This is a genomic window from Streptomyces sp. NPDC039462 (genome assembly GCF_055639375.1).
Window position 1 is genome coordinate 826,922 of the sequence record NZ_JBVKAO010000002.1, and the last position, 15,413, is coordinate 842,334.

The following is a 15,413-nucleotide window of genomic DNA, read 5'->3' on the forward strand; positions in this document are numbered from 1 at the left end:
GGGCGCGGGGAACTGCGCGACCAGCCACGACGCACCCGCGGAGGCAGGCCGCGCAGTCCCCCGGCAGGTGCTAGGCGAACCGCTGGTTCGCCGCCCCCGTGCACTTCTGCAGCCGCACCGGCTCCTTGCCCCCCGCGAGGGTCAGACACAGCTCACTCGCGGCAGCGGGCCGCACCGTCCCGGCCTCCCGGACGAACTTCTGGTTGCCACCCCCGTGGCAGTTCCACAGGACGACGGCGGCGCCTTCCTTGTAGGCGCCGTCGGGCACGTCCAGGCAGCGGTCCTGGGTCAGTCCGGTGTGCAGGGACCCGCGCGAACCGTCGTACCACCACGTCTGGTTGCGGTTGCCGGTGCAGTCCCAGCCCTGGACCTTGGTGCCGTTGCGGCTCTTCGAGGCGTCGACGTCGACGCAGGTGCCGGTGGCCTCGTTCCTCAGGGGCTTGAACGCGTCGTCCCACGCCAGCTCGTACAGCTTCGGGCTGCCGGTGCTCGCCGGGTCCGCGCAACTGGCCTCACGCGCGCCGGAGTTCTGGATCTGGGTGAGGCAGGACGCGAACGCGGCGTGGCCGCGGGCGTTGGGGTGGAACGACTGGCGTACCGAGTTGGAGTCCGGCGGGAACGGGTTGGTCACGTCCACGTAGAGGCCGCGCGCCCAGGTGTCCTCCATGCAGACCTCGTGGCCGTGGAAGAGGCGCGAGTTGTCGAGGTAGGTCGCGCCCGCGTTCCGCGCGGCCCTGCGCATGCCGGTCTCGAAGGCGGGCACCGCGGTGTTGCGGCCCCACTCGGTGTCGGAGTCGTAGCCGAGGCCGCCGCAGGCGAGCTTGCCGGGGAACTTCGGGTTGTCGCGGAAGTCCGGCCCGATCGGGCTCGGGTAGCCCATGGCGACGAGCTTGTAGTCGCCCTCCTGGTAGCCCGCGTCCTTCATGACGGTCTTCAGGTCGCGGATGGACTGCTCGACCTTGGGCACGAGGGCGTCGACGCGCGCCTGCCAGCCGTCGTCGTACTTGTCGGCGCAGGGGCCCTGGCTGAGCAGATAGCGGGTGACGCAGTCCGTCATCACCGGAGCGAACTGCAGGTCGTCGTTGGCGCCGATGACGAGCAGGATCGTCTTGATCTTCGTGTTGCGCGCCTTGATGGCGAGGTTGTCGCTCTGCACCAGCTCGTCGGCGTACTGCTTCTGACCGCCGATCCTGATGTTGACGGTCTGCGCGCCCGAGCAGGCGACGTTGTACGTCACGTCGGCGGGGATGCCGGTGCGGTGGATCGCGGCATCCGGCGAGCGGTGGCACCAGTTGTCGGGGCCGTCGGTGCCCGGTTCGTACGTCCCCACGCCCTCGCCGGAGATCTCGCTGTCGCCGAGCGAGATCAGGCCGGTCTTGCGGTCGGCCATGGGACGCTCGGCCGGGCTGCCGTACAGCTTGGTGGCCTCCGCCGCCCGTATCTTCTCCAGCTCGGGCGGCAGCGGGGTGGCGGCGGCCGCCCGCGCGTCGCTCCCGTCCGCCGCCTGCGCGGGTACGGCCGCGGCCGTGCCGAGCATCGCCGTCATCGCGACCGCCGCCGCGAACGAACCTCGCAGGCACCCACGGCCGCCGTTTCGGCCACTGCGTCTGATGCGCTCCATTGCGCCTCCCCGGTGTGGTGTTACCCAGGGTTTTTACTGGTGGGTAGCAGGCTTGGGAATACCTGGAACAAGACAAGTGCTCAACTTTTCACGGGGTTTGAGTGGAGAGGTAGGTTCAAGGGCATGACCAGCGACGCCAGCGACGACCGCACCGGCAGCACCGGGATCGGCACCGGCACCAGCACCGGTGAGTACCGCACCGAGCACGACTCCATGGGCGAGGTGCGGGTCCCCGCGCACGCCAAGTGGCGTGCCCAGACCCAGCGCGCGGTGGAGAACTTCCCCATCTCCGGACAGGTGCTCGAACGCGCCCACATCGCCGCCCTCGCCCGGATCAAGGCGGCCGCCGCCAAGGTCAACGCGGAGCTCGGGGTGCTCGACAAGGACATCGCCGGAGCGATCGCGGACGCGGCGGCCGAGGTCGCCGACGGACGCTGGGACGACCACTTCCCCGTCGACGTCTTCCAGACCGGCTCCGGCACCTCGTCCAACATGAACACCAACGAGGTCATCGCCACCCTCGCGACGGAGCGGCTCGGCCGGGACGTCCACCCCAACGACCACGTCAACGCCTCGCAGTCCTCGAACGACGTCTTCCCGTCCTCGATCCACATCGCGGCCACGGGCGCGGTCAGCGGCGACCTGATCCCCGCCCTCGAACACCTCGCCGCCGCCCTGGAGCGCAAGGCCGAGGAGTTCGCGGACGTCGTGAAGTCCGGGCGCACGCACCTCATGGACGCGACGCCGGTCACCCTCGGCCAGGAGTTCGGCGGCTACGCGGCACAGGTGCGGTACGGCGTCGAGCGGCTGCGCGCCTCGCTCCCCCGGCTCGCGGAACTCCCCCTCGGCGGCACGGCCGTGGGCACCGGCATCAACACGCCGCCCGGCTTCTCCGCGGCCGTCATCGCCGAGGTCGCGCGGGCCACGGGGCTGCCGCTCACCGAGGCCCGCGACCACTTCGAGGCGCAGGGCGCGCGCGACGGCATCGTCGAGACCAGCGGGCAGCTGCGGACGATCGGCGTCGGCCTGACGAAGATCGCGAACGATCTGCGGTGGATGGCGTCGGGCCCGCGCACCGGCCTCGCCGAGATCAACCTGCCGGACCTCCAGCCCGGTTCGTCGATCATGCCCGGCAAGGTGAACCCGGTCATCCCGGAGGCCGCGCTGATGGTCGCCGCGCAGGTCACCGGCAACGACGCGACGGTCGCGGCGGCGGGCGCCGCGGGCAACTTCGAGCTGAACGTCATGCTGCCGGTCATCGCCAAGAACGTCCTGGAGTCCATCCGGCTCCTCGCCAACGTCTCCCGGCTGCTCGCCGACCGCACCGTCGACGGGATCACCGCCAACCGCGAGCGGGCCCGCGAGTACGCCGAGTCGTCGCCGTCCGTCGTGACGCCGCTGAACAAGTACATCGGGTACGAGGAGGCGGCGAAGGTCGCGAAGCGGTCGTTGGCCGAGCGGAAGACGATTCGTGAGGTCGTCCTCGATGCCGGGTACGTGGACCGGGGTGACCTCTCCCTGGAGCAGCTGGACGAGGCGCTGGACGTCCTGCGCATGACGCATCCCTGATCAGCGCCCCACGCGACGCCGCCCGGCACCGGGGGCTGTGCCCACCCGTGCCGCCCTGCGGCACGTTTGCCCACAGCGCTTGTAGGGGCAGCGTCTAGTATCTGTGCATGACAGACCTGGACGGGAGCACAGCGGCCGGTGGCGGGGTGGTGCGGTGGGCGCCCGGGGACCACATCCTGTGGCGGTACCGGGAGAACTCCGGTCACCGGGTGCACATCTGTCGCCCCGTCACCGTCGTCAGGGACACCGACGAGCTGCTCGCCGTGTGGATGGCGCCCGGCACCGAATGCGTGAAGCCGGTGATCGCCGACGGGACGCCCCTGCACCGCGAGCCGCTCGCCACCCGCTACACCAAGCCGCGCGCCGTCCGCAGGGACCACTGGTTCGGCACCGGCGTCCTCAAGCTCGCGCGGCCCGGCGACCCCTGGTCGGTCTGGCTGTTCTGGGACCCGGGATGGCAGTTCAAGAACTGGTACGTGAACCTGGAGGAGCCGCGCGCCCGGTGGGCCGGCGGCGTCGACTCCGAGGATCACTTTCTGGACATCTCCGTGCGCCCGGACCGCAGCTGGCGCTGGCACGACGAGGACGAGTTCGCCCAGGCCCGCAGGGTGGGCCTGATGGACGCGGAAAAGGCCGCTGACGTACGCGCCGCCGGCCGGGCCGCGCTCGACGTGATCGCCGAGTGGGGGGCGCCGTTTTCGGACGGCTGGCAGCACTGGCGTCCCGATCCGTCCTGGGTCGTACCGCCCCTTCCGGATGACTGGGACCGTACGCCCGCGCACGTCTCGTCGTGAGACCCTTGATGCGCCCCTGCGGTTCAAACGTAGGATCGTCCTCCGCAAGGGCGCACAGCAACAACTCCGTGGGTCTGCGCGGTGCCTGACAGGAAGTCATCGAGGGGCGGCAGAACGTGAGCGAGGACCGCAGAGGTCAGGCCGAGGCCTTTGACGCCATCGGGCAGCAGTACGACAGGGCCTTCCCGCACAAGGAGGGCCAGCTGGCCGCGGGCCGCCGGCTCGCCGCGGCGCTCCCGCCCGGTTCCCGCGTCCTCGACGTGGGCTGCGGCACCGGTCTGCCGACCGCCCGCCAGCTGGCCGAATCCGGCCACTCGGTGCTCGGCACGGACATCTCGACGGGCATGCTTGACCTGGCGGGAAAGAACGTCCCGGCAGCCGAGTTCCGGCAACTGGACATCGCCGACCTGCGGGCCGAAGGCCCGGGCGGAGTCGGCCGGTTCGACGGTGTCGCGTGCTTCTTCGCCCTCCTGATGCTGCCGCGCGCCGAGATCCCCGAGGCGCTGCGGCTGCTGCACGGGCTGTTGGTGCCGGGAGGCCTGATGGAGCTGTCCATGGTCGAGGCCGACCTGGACGACGCGGCGATTCCGTTCCTGGGGCACACAATCCGGGTATCGGGTTACCTGCGGGACGAACTGCGGCAGGTCGTGCGGGACGCGGGCTTCGAGATCACCGGCGAGGACACGTATTCGTACGCCCCCGCGAGCACCGACGTACCACCCGAGCACCAGATCTTTCTGCACTGCCGACGCGGCTGAGCAACGTGCAACGCTGGACGGCGCGCACGCCCGCGCAGCCCCGGACGGACGGATTCGAAACGCGTGACGGAGCACCTCACCCCCCACGAGGGTCGCAAGGCACCAGCTGCCCGGCCGACCGCCCCCGCGGATCCCCGCGGGGCGCTGCTGCGTTCCCCCGAACCCCCGGGAGGTGACGCGCACCCGGGCGCCCGGGTGCCGCCGTCCGGTGAGCACTCCCAGCCCTCGGCCGCCGAACCCGACCCGCACCGGCCGCGCCCCGCGCCCGAGGGCGGTGTGCCGGCACAGCCGGGTCACGCGCAGGCCGGTCCCCCGCCGGACGGTGCGGAGCGACGCTCCGGGCAGCCGAGGCCCCCGGGTTCCGGCCCGGTGGCGATGCGGCGCGACGGCGACCGGCTGCGCTTCGTGGGCGCCGCGACCCGGCGCATCGCCCGCGGCATAGACCTCGACGAGATCGTGATGGGTCTCTGCCGGGCGACGGTGCCGACGTTCTCCGACGCGATCCTGGTCTACCTGCGCGACCCGCTGCCCGTCGGCGACGAGCGGCCCACGGGCCCGCTGGTCCTGCGCCTGCGCCGCTCCGACCGGCTGCGCTCCATCGAGGAGGGCGCCGAGGACCCGGACACCGAGAGCGGCGGCACCACGCTGCCCGCCCTTCAGGTCGTGCAGTCCGACATCACCGACGTGATGGGCAGTGCCGAGCTGTGCGAGGTGCGGCCCGGCGGCGCGCTCGCCGAGGTGCTGCGCGGGGTGCGCCCCGTCTTCGCGGACTCGGCGGCGGCCCGGGCCGCGCTGCCCGAACTGCTCGGCGAGGGGCGCGCCCTGCCGGGCGGTCAGCGGGGCATCCTCGCGCCGCTGCGGGGCCGCCGCCGGGTGATCGGCGCGGCCGTGTTCCTGCGCCGCCCGGACCGGCCCGCGTTCGAGGCGGACGACCTGCTCGTCGCCGCCCAACTGGCCACCCACAGCGCGCTCGGCATCGACAAGGCCGTCCTGTACGGCCGCGAGGCGTACATCGCCGACGAGCTGCAGCGCACCATGCTGCCCGAGACGCTGCCCCGCCCGACCGGCGTGCGGCTCGCCTCGCGTTATCTCCCGGCCGCCGAGACGGCCCGGGTCGGCGGCGACTGGTACGACGCGATCCCGCTGCCCGGCAGCCGCGTCGCGCTGGTCGTGGGTGACGTCATGGGGCACTCCATGACGTCGGCCGCCATCATGGGCCAGCTGCGGACGACCGCGCAGACCCTCGCCGGGCTCGACCTGCCGCCCCAGGAGGTCCTGCACCACCTGGACGAGCAGGCCCAGCGGCTCGGCTCCGACCGCATGGCGACCTGCCTGTACGCGGTCTACGACCCGGTCTCGCACCGCATCACCATCGCCAACGCGGGCCACCCGCCACCCGTCCTGCTGCACTTGGGCGGCCGCGCGGAGGTGCTGCGCGTTCCGCCGGGCGCTCCGATCGGCGTGGGCGGCGTGGACTTCGAGGCGGTGGAGCTGGACGCCCCCGCGGGCGCGACCCTGCTCCTGTACACGGACGGGCTCGTCGAGTCCCGGCTGCGCGACGTGTGGACCGGCATAGAGCAGCTGCGCGAACGGCTCGCGGCCACCGCCCAGCTGACGGGTCCGGACCATCCGCCGCCCCTGGAGGCGCTCTGCGACGAGGTGCTCGACATGCTCGGCCCCGGCGACCGGGACGACGACATCGCGCTGCTCGCCGCCCGCTTCGACGGGATCGCGCCGAGCGACGTCGCGTACTGGTTCCTCGAACCGGAGAACGCGACACCGTCCCGCGCCCGCAGGCTCGCCCGCAGCGCGCTGGTGCGCTGGGGTCTCGAAGAGCTGACCGACTCGGTGGAGCTGCTCGTCAGCGAGGTCGTGACGAACGCCGTGCGGTACGCGTCGCGGCCGATCACGCTGCGGCTGCTCCGCACCGACGTGCTGCGCTGCGAGGTCGGCGACGACGTGCCGCAGCTGCCCCGGCTGCGGCAGGCGCGCGCCACGGACGAGGGCGGCCGCGGCCTGTACCTGGTCAACAAGATGGCGCGGCGCTGGGGCGCCACGCGGCTGAGCACCGGCAAGGTGGTCTGGTTCGAGCTGAACCGGAACTGAGCCGAGGGCCGCACAGACGAGAGGCGCCCCGGACCATGGTGGTCCGGGGCGCCTCTCGCATGCGGATCAGTCCCTGCCCGGTCGGCCGTCCTCCGGGTCCGGGGGCCCGTCGCTGTCCGTCGGGTCCGGGTCGGCGCTCGGCGTCGGAGTCGTCCTGGTCGGAGTCGGCGTCGGCGTCGGGGTCGGCGTGGACGACGACTTCGTCGGGGACGGCGACTTCGACGGCTTCTTGGACGGCTCGTCCTCGTCCTCCGGCTTCGACGGCGTGCTCGACGGGTCCTTCGGGGCCTGCGACGACGGGTCCGGGACCGGCGCGATGGCGGCGCCCATGTTCGTGTCGAGGTCGAACGAGCTCGGCGAGCCCATCGCGTCGAAGGTGTACGCCGCCCAGATCTGGGCCGGGAAGCTGCCGCCGTCGACGCGGGCACGGCCGCCCGCACCCTTCATCGACACCTGGTTGCCCGCTTCCTTGGTGCCGGCCGCTCCCTCGCCGAAGAGGCCCACGGAAGTGACCAGCTTCGGCGTGTAGCCGGTGAACCAGGCCGACTTGTTGTCGTCGGAGGTACCGGTCTTGCCCGCGACGTCCTGCGAGGGGTTGCGGACCTCGCTGCCGGTGCCGTCGTCGACCACGCCGGTCAGGACCGAGGTGACCGAGTCGGCGGTGCCGCGCTGGACGACCTGGTCGCCGATCGGGTCCGGCAGGTCGACCGCGCGGTCCTTGTGCTCGACGGAGCCGACCAGGGCCGGGGTGACCTTCTTGCCGTGGTTGTCGAGCGTCGCGTACACGCCCGCCATCTCCAGCGGGCTCGCGCCCATGGAGCCGAGGGTCTGGGCGGGCACGGCGGGCAGTCCCTTGACGTCCATGCCGAGCTTGCCGGCCGTCTCCATGACCTTCGGCATGCCCACGTCCACGCCCATCTGCGCGAAGACGGAGTTGACGGACTTGTTCATCGCCTTCTGGACGGTGACGGGTCCATAGCTGACACCGTCCTCGTTGGGCGGGGCGAACGCGACGTCGCCGCCCTTGACCGGCCGCTTGCTGGTGCCGTCGTAGACGGTGCTCGCGGTGATCGGCAGCCCCTCCTGCGTCCTGGAGCCGTTCTCCAGGGCCGCGGCGAGGATCAGCGGCTTGAAGGTGGAGGCGGACTGGTAGTCGCGGCGGGTGGCGTTGTTCGTGTAGTGCTTCACGTAGTCCACGCCGCCGTACATGGCGAGGACCTTGCCCGTCTTGGGGTCGACGGACGCGGCGCCCGCCTGGACCCGTGCGTCCGCCTTGTTGTTCTTGCGGTCGAGCCGGTCGTTCAGCTTCTCGTCGACGGCCTTCTGGAGCTGCTTCTGCTTCTTGGGGTCGATGTTCAGCGTGATCGTGTAACCGCCGGCCGCGAACTCGGCCTCGCTGAGGTTGCTGTTGCGCAGGACCTCCCGCTTGGCCTCCTCCACGAGGTAGCCGATCTGGCCCTCACGGCCGGGCGGGGCCTTGGGGTCGTCCGGCACGGGGAACTTCATCGCCTCGCGCTTGCCGGAGTCCAGCCAGCCCTCCTCGACCATGTTGTCGAGGACGTAGTTCCAGCGGGCCTTGACGAGCTTCTTGCCGGTCGGGCTCGCGGCCTGCCAGTCGTACTGGCTGGGGGCCTGGAGCAGGGCGGCGAGGTAGGCGCCCTGGGCGACGTTCAGCTTCTTGGCGTCGACGCCGTAGTAGGCCTGGGCGGCGGCCTGGATGCCGTAGGCGTCGCGGCCGTAGTAGCTGGTGTTGATGTAGCCCGCGAGGATGTCGTCCTTGCTCTTCTCGCGGTCCACCTTCAGCGAGATGACCAGTTCCTTCAGCTTGCGGCTGACCGTCTGGTCCTGCGTGAGGTAGTAGTTCTTCACGTACTGCTGGGTGATCGTCGAGCCACCCTGCTTGCCCTTGCCGGTCAGCGTGTTGAGGACGCCGCGCGCCGTGCCCTTGAAGTCGACGCCCTGGTCCTTGTAGAAGGACTTGTTCTCGGCGGCGACGAAGGTCTTCTGGACACCCTCGGGCACCTTGTCGAGGTCGACGATCTCGCGGTTGACCTTGCCGTCCCGCGCCAGGATCGTCCCGTCGCTGTACTTGTAGACGTTGCTCTGCCTCTTCGCCGCGGCATTGCCCTCGGGGATGTCGATCACCAGGTAGAGCACGACGAAGGCGCCCATGCCGAGCAGGATGAACCCGAAGATCGTCCCCAGGATCTTCTTCCAGGTGAAGAAGCGGCGTATGCCGGTGCGCTTGGGCTTGCCCCCGCCGGACGGGCGCCCGCGCGCTGCCCTGCGGGCACCGCGCTGCCGCGCTTGTCGTTCTTCGGCTCGGCCCATGACTGAGAGTGCTCCGCTTCCGTCTAGTCAACATGCGTACGTCGAGTCAGCTCATGAAGCTAACACCGCACCCTGGGACAAACTCCTGCCGATCCGGTCTTTTGCGGACGTGACAATGAGCACCTGCCCCTTAGGAACCGACGTTCGCGGGCCCCGGATGGTTGCCCACTCCTCGCACAAACGATCTCTACACAGGGCGTATACACCGCACGTATACACACCGTGTACAGTGCTCGTCATGTCCATTGGTCACACCCTTCTGGGACTCCTGGAGTCCGGCCCCCGGCACGGCTACGACCTCAAACGCGCCTTCGACGAGAAGTTCGGGCACGACAAGCCCCTGCACTACGGGCAGGTCTACTCGACCATGTCCCGGCTGCTGAAGAACGGTCTCGTCGAGGTCGACGGGATAGAGGCGGGCGGCGGCCCCGAGCGCAAGCGGTACGCGATCACCGAAGCCGGCATCACCGACGTCCAGCGGTGGCTCGCCACCCCGGAGAAGCCGGAGCCCTACCTCCAGTCGACCCTCTACACCAAGGTCGTCCTCGCGCTCCTCACCGACCGCGACGCCGCCGAACTCCTCGACGTCCAGCGCGCCGAACACCTGCGCCTGATGCGCATCCTCACCGACCGCAAGCGCAAGGGCGACCTCGCCGACCAGCTCATCTGCGACCACGCGCTGTTCCACCTCGAAGCCGATCTGCGGTGGCTCGAACTGACCGCCGCACGTCTCGGCAAGCTCGCCCAGGAGGTGCGCTCCGCATGACCCCCGCAGGTTCCCTTCTCGCGGCCCACGGACTCCGCAAGGCGTACGGCCCGACCACCGCGCTCGACGGCGCGGGCTTCTCCATCCACCCCGGCGAGGTCGTCGCCGTCATGGGTCCCTCCGGCTCCGGAAAGTCGACCCTGCTGCACTGCCTCGCCGGGATCGTCCGTCCCGACGAGGGCTCCATCACGTACAACGGCCGCTCCCTGACCGGCCTGTCGGACACGGAGCTGAGCGCGCTGCGCCGCAGCGAGTTCGGCTTCGTCTTCCAGTTCGGCCAGCTCGTCCCCGAGCTCACCTGCGTCGAGAACGTCGCGCTGCCGCTGCGGCTGAACGGCGCCAGGCGCAAGGACGCCGAGGCCACCGCCCGCACGTGGATGGAGCGCCTGGAGGTCGACGACGTCGCCGCCAAGCGGCCCGGCGAGGTCTCCGGCGGCCAGGGCCAGCGCGTCGCCGTGGCCCGCGCCCTCGCCACCGGTCCGCGCGTGATCTTCGCCGACGAGCCGACCGGCGCTCTCGACTCGCTCAACGGCGAGCGCGTCATGGAGCTCCTGACCGACGCGGCCCGCTCCACCAACGCGGCCGTCGTCCTCGTCACCCACGAGACCCGCGTCGCCGCCTACTCCGACCGCGAGATCATCGTGCGCGACGGCCGCTCCCGCGACATGGAGCGGATCGTATGAATGCCTGGGCGCGCGATCTCGGCATGGGCATACGGTTCGCGGCGGGCGGTGGCCGCGAGGGCTGGATCCGTACGATCCTGACCGCCGTCGGCGTCGGCCTCGGCGTCGCCCTGCTGCTCGGTGCGGCCTCGGTGCCGAACATGCTGCAGAACCGCGACGACCGGTCGGTCGCCCGCACGCCGTACTCCTCGGTGGACGGCAAGCCGCCGAAGGCCGACGACACGACGATCATGGTGCGCGACACCGGCACCGAGTTCCACGGACGCACCGCGACCGGCAGGTTCCTCAAGGCCGACGGCGACCACCCGGTGCTGCCGCCGGGGCTCGACAAGATGCCCGCCCCCGGCGAGATGGTCGTCTCGCCCGCGCTGCGCGACCTGCTCGACGACCCGGCGAACACGCTGCTCAGGGAGCGTTTCGGCAAGTACCGCCAGGCCGGGACGATCGGCGAGGCGGGGCTCGTGTCACCGCTTGAGCTCTACTACTACGTGGGCGCCGACCCGCTCACCTCCGCGCACGGCGCCCATCGCGTCGCCCGCTTCGGGCAGGACGACTCGCTGCCCCTCGACCCGTTCCTGATGGCGCTCGTCGTGCTGATCTGCGTCGTCCTGCTCACCCCCGTGGCCATCTTCATCGGCACCGCGGTCCGGTTCGGCGGCGACCGGCGCGACCGGCGCCTCGCCGCGCTGCGGCTCGTCGGCGCGAGCGCCCGCTCGGTGCGCAGGATCGCCGCGGGCGAGGCGCTGTTCGGGGCGCTGCTCGGGCTCGCGGCCGGGGCCGTGCTCTTCCTGCTCCTGCGGGAGCTGGTGGGCGTGGTCGACCTGACGAACGTCAGCGCGTATCCGTCCGACATGGTGCCCACGCCCGGCCTGGTGGCGCTGGTCGCGGTGGCGGTGCCGGTGTCCGCGGTCGTGGTGACGCTGATCTCGCTGCGGTCGGTCGCCATCGAGCCGCTCGGCGTGGTCAGGGGCGGCAAGCAGCGCAAGCGCCGCCTGTGGTGGCGGGTGGTCCTGCCGGCCGCCGGCATCGCCATCCTCCTCCTCTCCGGCCGCATCGACGCCGACATGGGCAACGACGCCGTCAACGTGACGGCGATCGCGGTGGGTTCGGCGCTCGCCCTGATCGGGCTCAGCGCGCTGCTGCCTTGGCTCCTCGAAGCGGCGGTGGGACGGCTGCGCGGTGGTCCCGTACCCTGGCAGCTCGCCGTCCGCAGGCTCCAGTTGACGTCGGGCACGGCGTCCCGCGCGGTCAGCGGGATCACCGTCGCGGTGGCCGGCGCGGTGGCGCTGCAGATGATGTTCGCGTCCATGCACGACGACTTCAACCAGCTCACGGGGCAGGACCCCACGCGTGCCGAGCTCACGGTCCACAGCATGACCGGCAGCGGGCCCCTCGCCCAGCAGATGATCGACGACTTCGCCAGGACCGAGGGCGTCACCAAGGTCATCGGCACCGTGCAGGCGTACGTCACGCGGCCCGGCGGCAAGAAGATCGACGGCATGACGCCGACCACGGAGCTGACCATCGGCACCTGCGCGACCCTGCGGGAGCTCGCGGAGATCGGCTCCTGCAAGGACGGCGACACGTTCGTCTCCCACACGGGCAGCCGGGAGCAGAACGCCTGGCTGGACAAGACGGCGCGCCCCGGCAAGCCGGTCAACGTCGGGCCGGACCCGGACTTCAACAAGGGGGCGAAGCCGGTCCTGTGGACGCTGCCGAAGGACTCGCCCACGGTTCAGGCCCTGCGCAACCCGTCCGGCACGAAGTTCGACGGCATCTTCGCGACGCCCGGCGCGGTGGACATCAAGATGCTGGACGACGCGTCGACGGCGTCCTGGGTCAAGCTCGACCCGAAGGTGCCGGACGCCGACGAGCGCGTACGCAACGCGGCGGCCCGCATCAGCCCGTTCCTGGGCGTCGACTCGCTGAAGGCGGTCGACCGCGACAAGCAGTACGCGTCGATCGCGCGGGGGCTGCAGATCGGCGCGAGCGTCACGATGGCGCTCATCGCCGCCTCGATGCTGGTGTCGATGATCGAGCAACTCCGCGAGCGCAAGCGCCTGCTGGCCGCCCTCACCGCGTTCGGCACGCGCCGCTCGTCGATGGCGTGGTCCCTGCTGTGGCAGACGGCGATCCCGGTGGCCCTTGGCCTGGCCCTGGCCATCGCCGGCGGCCTCGGCCTCGGCGTGGTCATGACCCGCATGATCGGCAAGAGCGTCACCGACTGGTGGTCGTTCGTCCCCCTGACGGCCGCGGGCGCGGCAATGGTCGCAGCAGTGACCTTGCTGAGCCTCCCCCCACTCCGCCGCATGATGCGCCCGGACGGCCTACGCACGGAGTAGCCCCTGGGGGCCCGGAGGGGCCCTTCCAGGGGCGCGGGGAACTGCGCGACAAGCCCCCTCCGGGCCCGCAGAAAAACCCCACCCGGAGGACCCACTGTCAGGGGCGCGGGGAACTGCGCGAACAACCCCCACCGGGCCCGCAGACGAAGTCGAGCCGGGGCGGGCCCCCAGGGGCGCGGGGAACTGCGCGACCAGCCCCCACCGACCCGCAGACGAAGGCCACCCCGCGGCAGGCGGAACGCCGGTGCGGGTCACACCACCCGCACCGGCAACGGCCGCACCGCCTCCTTCAGAGCCCGAGCCAACTCCTCGTACTCCGCGCCCCGCGCCGCCCCGCTCCGCATCGCGAGGGCGATCCGCCGCGTAGGCGCGGGATCCGCGAAGTACCCGGTGAGCAGCTGATTGCTGCGGCTCGTCTCCACTCGTACAGCCGTCCGCGGCAACAGCGTCACCCCGAGGCCCCCCGCGACCAGTTGGACGAGCGTGGAGAGCCCCGCCGCGGTCGTCGTGACGGGCGCGTCGGCGCGCCCCGCCTCCCGGCAGATGTCGAGGGCCTGGTCACGCAGACAGTGACCCTCGTCCAGAAGCAGCAGGTTCAGCTCCTTGAGCGCCTCGCGAGGAATGCCCTCACGGCCGCCGAGCCAGTGGTCGAGGGGCGTGACGAGGACGAAGTCCTCGTCGAAGAGGGGGAGTTCGGTGACGCCGGGCACCCCGAGCGGCACCGCGAGCAGCAGCAGGTCGAGCCGCCCGGCGGTGAGCCCCTCGATGAGCGAGGAGGTCTGCTCCTCGTGGACCTGGAGGTCCAGGTCCGGATACTTCTCGTGGACCAGGCCGATCACGGTCGGCAGCAGATACGGCGCCACCGTCGGGATCACCCCGAGCCGCAGCGCCCCCGTGAACGGCGCCTTGACGGCGTCGGCCTCCTCCATGAGCGCCTCGACCTCGCCGAGGACGGCCTTGACCCGCAGCGAGAGCCGCTCGCCGGCGGGTGAGAGGAGCACCTTGCGCGTGGTCCGCTCCAGGAGCTGGACACCCAGTGCCTCCTCCAGCGCGGCCACGGCCCCGGAGAGCGCGGGCTGGCTCATTCCGATCGCCGCGGCGGCATCCCTGAAGTGCAGGTGCTCGGCCACGGCGGCGAAGGCGCGGAGCTGCGCCAGGCTGGGCTGTCTGCCACTGGGTTGCTTGCCCTTATTTATGGCACGCACTGATAGCCACCTCCGATCAACATGACCCACTCTAGCTATTTCCCTAATCAATGCACCCTGTGCCACCATCGACATCAGTCCAACCCCACAGGAAAGTCCTCAAAAGGGACTCTCTTCGCGCAAGGAGTACGTGTGCTCACTGTCGGTGACAAGTTCCCCGAGTTCGACCTGACTGCCTGTGTCTCGCTGGAGCAGGGCAAGGAGTTCGAGCAGATCAACCACAAGACCTACGAAGGCAAGTGGAAGATCGTCTTCGCGTGGCCCAAGGACTTCACCTTCGTGTGCCCGACGGAGATCGCCGCGTTCGGCAAGCTGAACGACGAGTTCGCCGACCGTGACGCCCAGATCCTCGGCTTCTCCGGCGACTCCGAGTTCGTGCACCACGCCTGGCGCAAGGACCACCCGGACCTGACGGACCTGCCCTTCCCGATGCTGGCCGACTCGAAGCACGAGCTCATGCGTGACCTCGGCATCGAGGGCGAGGACGGCTTCGCGCAGCGCGCCGTCTTCATCGTCGACCAGAACAACGAGATCCAGTTCACGATGGTGACCGCCGGTTCCGTGGGCCGTAACCCCAAGGAGGTCCTCCGGGTCCTCGACGCCCTGCAGACCGACGAGCTCTGCCCCTGCAACTGGACCAAGGGCGACGAGACCCTCGACCCGGTCGCGCTCCTCTCGGGCGAGTGAACAGGAGCCTCTGACATGGCACTCGACGAACTGAAGTCCGCCGTTCCGGACTACGCCAAGGACCTGAAGCTGAACCTCGGCTCGGTCATCGGCAACTCGGACCTGCCGCAGCAGCAGCTGTGGGGCACCGTGCTGGCCTGCGCCATCGCGTCCCGCTCCCCGAAGGTGCTGCGTGAGCTGGAGCCCGAGGCGAAGGCGAACCTCTCCCCCGAGGCGTACACCGCCGCCAAGTCGGCCGCCGCCGTCATGGCGATGAACAACGTCTTCTACCGCACGCGTCACCTGCTCTCCGACCCGGAGTACGGGACGATGCGCGCCGGCCTGCGGATGAACGTCATCGGCAACCCGGGTGTCGAGAAGGTCGACTTCGAGCTGTGGTCCCTCGCGGTCTCCGCGATCAACGGCTGCGGCCAGTGCCTGGACTCGCACGAGCAGGTCCTGCGCAAGGCCGGTGTCGACCGCGAGACGATCCAGGAGGCCTTCAAGATCGCTGCGGTCATCCAGGCCGTGGGCGTCACGCTGGACTCCGAGGCGCACCTCGCGTAACCCCA

12 protein-coding genes are annotated in these 15,413 nt (G+C 70.8%); 9 read left to right on the plus strand and 3 right to left on the minus strand.

The features are described from left to right. Positions 1–70: 70 nt before the first annotated feature. Positions 71–1,621 (minus strand): ricin-type beta-trefoil lectin domain protein, encoded by a 1,551-nt coding sequence (locus tag ACZ7LU_RS14255; RefSeq protein WP_471916817.1) that lies wholly within the window; start codon positions 1,619–1,621, stop codon positions 71–73. 213 nt (positions 1,622–1,834) lie between these two features. Between ACZ7LU_RS14255 and ACZ7LU_RS14260 the strand changes: the two genes are divergently transcribed. The 4 genes from ACZ7LU_RS14260 to ACZ7LU_RS14275 all read left to right on the plus strand — a co-directional run bounded on the left by ACZ7LU_RS14260 (position 1,835) and on the right by ACZ7LU_RS14275 (position 6,848). Beyond that, positions 1,835–3,190, plus strand: coding sequence for a class II fumarate hydratase (locus ACZ7LU_RS14260; RefSeq protein ID WP_471917075.1), 1,356 nt, complete (start codon positions 1,835–1,837; stop codon positions 3,188–3,190). A gap of 107 nt (positions 3,191–3,297) precedes the next feature. Continuing rightward, a complete protein-coding gene (gene fomD / locus ACZ7LU_RS14265; protein ID WP_468087577.1) occupies positions 3,298–3,984 on the plus strand; it encodes a cytidylyl-2-hydroxypropylphosphonate hydrolase in 687 nt (228 codons plus the stop codon). Positions 3,985–4,100: 116 nt separating this feature from the next. After that, entirely contained in the window at positions 4,101–4,742 is a 642-nt protein-coding gene (locus tag ACZ7LU_RS14270) for a class I SAM-dependent DNA methyltransferase (protein WP_468087579.1), read from the plus strand. 63 nt (positions 4,743–4,805) lie between these two features. Beyond that, positions 4,806–6,848, plus strand: coding sequence for a SpoIIE family protein phosphatase (locus ACZ7LU_RS14275; protein WP_398300731.1), 2,043 nt, complete (start codon positions 4,806–4,808; stop codon positions 6,846–6,848). Positions 6,849–6,914: 66 nt separating this feature from the next. Here ACZ7LU_RS14275 and ACZ7LU_RS14280 read toward each other — a convergent pair whose 3' ends face one another. Next, positions 6,915–9,179: a transglycosylase domain-containing protein gene (locus tag ACZ7LU_RS14280; RefSeq protein WP_468087583.1), complete on the minus strand. Its 2,265-nt coding sequence runs from the start codon at positions 9,177–9,179 to the stop codon at positions 6,915–6,917. Positions 9,180–9,417: 238 nt separating this feature from the next. Here ACZ7LU_RS14280 and ACZ7LU_RS14285 point away from each other — a divergent pair, with 238 nt between their 5' ends. Genes ACZ7LU_RS14285 through ACZ7LU_RS14295 form a run of 3 tightly spaced genes read left to right on the plus strand, consistent with a single transcriptional unit; the run spans position 9,418 to position 12,970 of the window. After that, a complete protein-coding gene (locus ACZ7LU_RS14285) occupies positions 9,418–9,945 on the plus strand; it encodes a PadR family transcriptional regulator (protein ID WP_268773229.1) in 528 nt (175 codons plus the stop codon). Then, the gene (locus tag ACZ7LU_RS14290; RefSeq protein ID WP_471916818.1) at positions 9,942–10,628 is read left to right on the plus strand and encodes an ABC transporter ATP-binding protein; all 687 of its coding nucleotides are present in this window, start codon (positions 9,942–9,944) and stop codon (positions 10,626–10,628) included. The genes ACZ7LU_RS14285 and ACZ7LU_RS14290 overlap by 4 nt, the downstream gene beginning before the upstream one ends. Then, entirely contained in the window at positions 10,625–12,970 is a 2,346-nt protein-coding gene (locus ACZ7LU_RS14295; RefSeq protein ID WP_471916819.1) for an FtsX-like permease family protein, read from the plus strand. Before ACZ7LU_RS14290 ends, ACZ7LU_RS14295 begins: the two co-directional genes overlap by 4 nt. A gap of 251 nt (positions 12,971–13,221) precedes the next feature. Here ACZ7LU_RS14295 and ACZ7LU_RS14300 read toward each other — a convergent pair whose 3' ends face one another. Next, on the minus strand, positions 13,222–14,175 hold the full coding sequence (locus tag ACZ7LU_RS14300; protein ID WP_471916820.1) for a LysR substrate-binding domain-containing protein: 954 nt from the start codon (positions 14,173–14,175) through the stop codon (positions 13,222–13,224). A 132-nt stretch (positions 14,176–14,307) separates the two neighbouring features. Here ACZ7LU_RS14300 and ACZ7LU_RS14305 point away from each other — a divergent pair, with 132 nt between their 5' ends. Further along, positions 14,308–14,862, plus strand: a complete 555-nt coding sequence (locus ACZ7LU_RS14305) for a peroxiredoxin (RefSeq protein ID WP_468087589.1) — start codon at positions 14,308–14,310, stop codon at positions 14,860–14,862. Positions 14,863–14,877: 15 nt separating this feature from the next. Continuing rightward, a complete protein-coding gene (locus tag ACZ7LU_RS14310) occupies positions 14,878–15,408 on the plus strand; it encodes an alkyl hydroperoxide reductase (RefSeq protein WP_030562721.1) in 531 nt (176 codons plus the stop codon). Positions 15,409–15,413: the final 5 nt, after the last annotated feature.